The organism is Nocardioides sp. (assembly GCF_031422975.1).
Taxonomy (GTDB): Bacteria; Actinomycetota; Actinomycetes; order Propionibacteriales; family Nocardioidaceae; genus Nocardioides.
Genome location: NZ_JANPEO010000452.1, coordinates 1 through 1,828, shown reverse-complemented (window position 1 = coordinate 1,828; position 1,828 = coordinate 1). Strand labels below are relative to the sequence as shown.

The following is a 1,828-nucleotide window of genomic DNA, read 5'->3' as shown; positions in this document are numbered from 1 at the left end:
GTGCTGGACGCCGTGCACGACGCCGCACGCGCCGGGGTGTCAGCTGTCGTGGTGCTCTCCTCGGGGCTCGGAGAGGTCGGACCGGAGGGTGCGGAGATCCAGCGCCAGATGCTGCGCACTGCCCGCGAGCACAACATCCGGCTCGTCGGCCCCAACTGCCTGGGCGTGATGGTCAACGACCCCGGCATCCGACTCAACGCCACCTTCTCGCGCAGCGTTCCGCCGCCGGGAGGCCTCGCCATCGCCTCGCAGTCGGGCGGTGTCGGCGTCGCGCTCCTCGACGTGGCCCGCGAGCTCGGTGTCGGCGTCAGTGCCTTCATCTCCCTCGGCAACAAGGCCGACGTGTCCGGCAACGACCTGTTGGCTGCCTGGCTGGACGACCCCGGCGTCACGGCCGCAGCGCTCTATCTGGAGTCGTTCGGCAACGCCGTGAAGTTCGCTCGGCTGGCCCGCCGCTTCGCAGAGCGCAAGCCGCTACTCGCCGTCGTCGGTGGCCGGTCGGCGAGCGGCCGGCGCGGCGGGGCCTCCCACACTGCGGCCGCCGCGACGCCCGCCGTCGGCATCGACGCCCTCTTCAGCCAGGCCGGGGTCATCGCCTGCACGAGCGCCGAGGAGATGGCCCGCACCGCCCTGCTGCTCGCGGAGCAGCCGCTCCCCGAGGGTCGGCGGATCGCCATCGTGAGCAACGCCGGCGGCCTCGGGGTGCTGGCGGCCGATGCGGCCGACGTCCACGGGCTCGCGGTCCCCGAGCTGTCGACCGACCTCCGCGCCGAGCTCGGCGATCAGGTGTCCGGCACGACGGGAACCAGCAACCCGATCGACCTCGGCGCCGGTGCTGGCGCCGCCAACCTCCGGGGCGTGGTCGAGCCGCTGCTCGCCTCGTCGGAGGTGGACGCCCTGCTGGTGGTCCTGGTGCCGACGAGCGTCGCGCCCGCGCGCCCGCTCGTCGACGCGCTGGCCGCGGCCCGTGCGCGGTTCCCCGACAAACCGGTGGTCCTGGTGGGCCTGGGCGGTCTCGGGGAAGGTGCCGCCGGGGTGAGCGTCTTCCGCGCCGTCGACGACGCCGTCGAGGCCCTCGGCCATGCCGCGAGGTACGCCGAGTGGCGGGCCACGCCGCGCTCCGCGCCGGAGCAGCACGACCCGGAGCGGGCCGCCGCTGCCCGGACCGCTGCCCGCGCCCTGGTCGAGGTCGACGGGGCCGGCACCGGATGGGTGGATGCCGCGGACGTGTCCGGGCTGCTGCACCCTTACGGACTCGAGGGCGTGGGCGGCATCGCGCACGACCCCATCGAGGCCGCACGGCTCGCGTCGGAGCTGGGTTTCCCCGTCGTGGTCAAGGTCGCCGACCGAGACATCGTCCACAAGACCGACCGGGGCCTGGTCCGCGTCGGACTCGAGTCGGCGGGTGAGGTCATCGCCGCGACCCGCGCGTTCGCTGACGAGCTCGGACGTGACGACGTACCCGTCCTGGTGCAGCCCGTGATCAAGGGCGTCGAGGTCGCTCTGGGTGTCGTGCGCGACCCGGGCTTCGGACCACTCGTCATGGTCGCCGCCGGCGGTGTGGCCACCGGGATCCTCGACGACCGCACGTTCTTGTTGCCTCCGTTCACCAAGCGGGACGCCGCCCGTGCCATCCGATCGCTGCGGATCTGGCCGCTCCTCGACGGCTATCGCGGCGCGGAGCCGATCGAGACCGACGACCTCGAGCAGATGGTGGTCGCCCTCGGCGAGCTCGCCCTCGACGTGCCCGAGATCGCGGAGCTCGACCTCAATCCGGTGATGTGCACGCCGGCCGGCACGGTGCTGGTCGACGTCAAGGTGCGCCTGG

The 1,828-nt window shown here is 73.5% G+C and carries 1 protein-coding gene; it reads left to right on the top strand.

What is annotated here, in order from left to right; genetic code table 11:
* Positions 1-36: 36 nt before the first annotated feature.
* On the top strand, positions 37-1,828 hold a 1,792-nt coding region (locus tag RMO85_RS13565; protein ID WP_310529256.1), incomplete at its 3' end, for an acetate--CoA ligase family protein.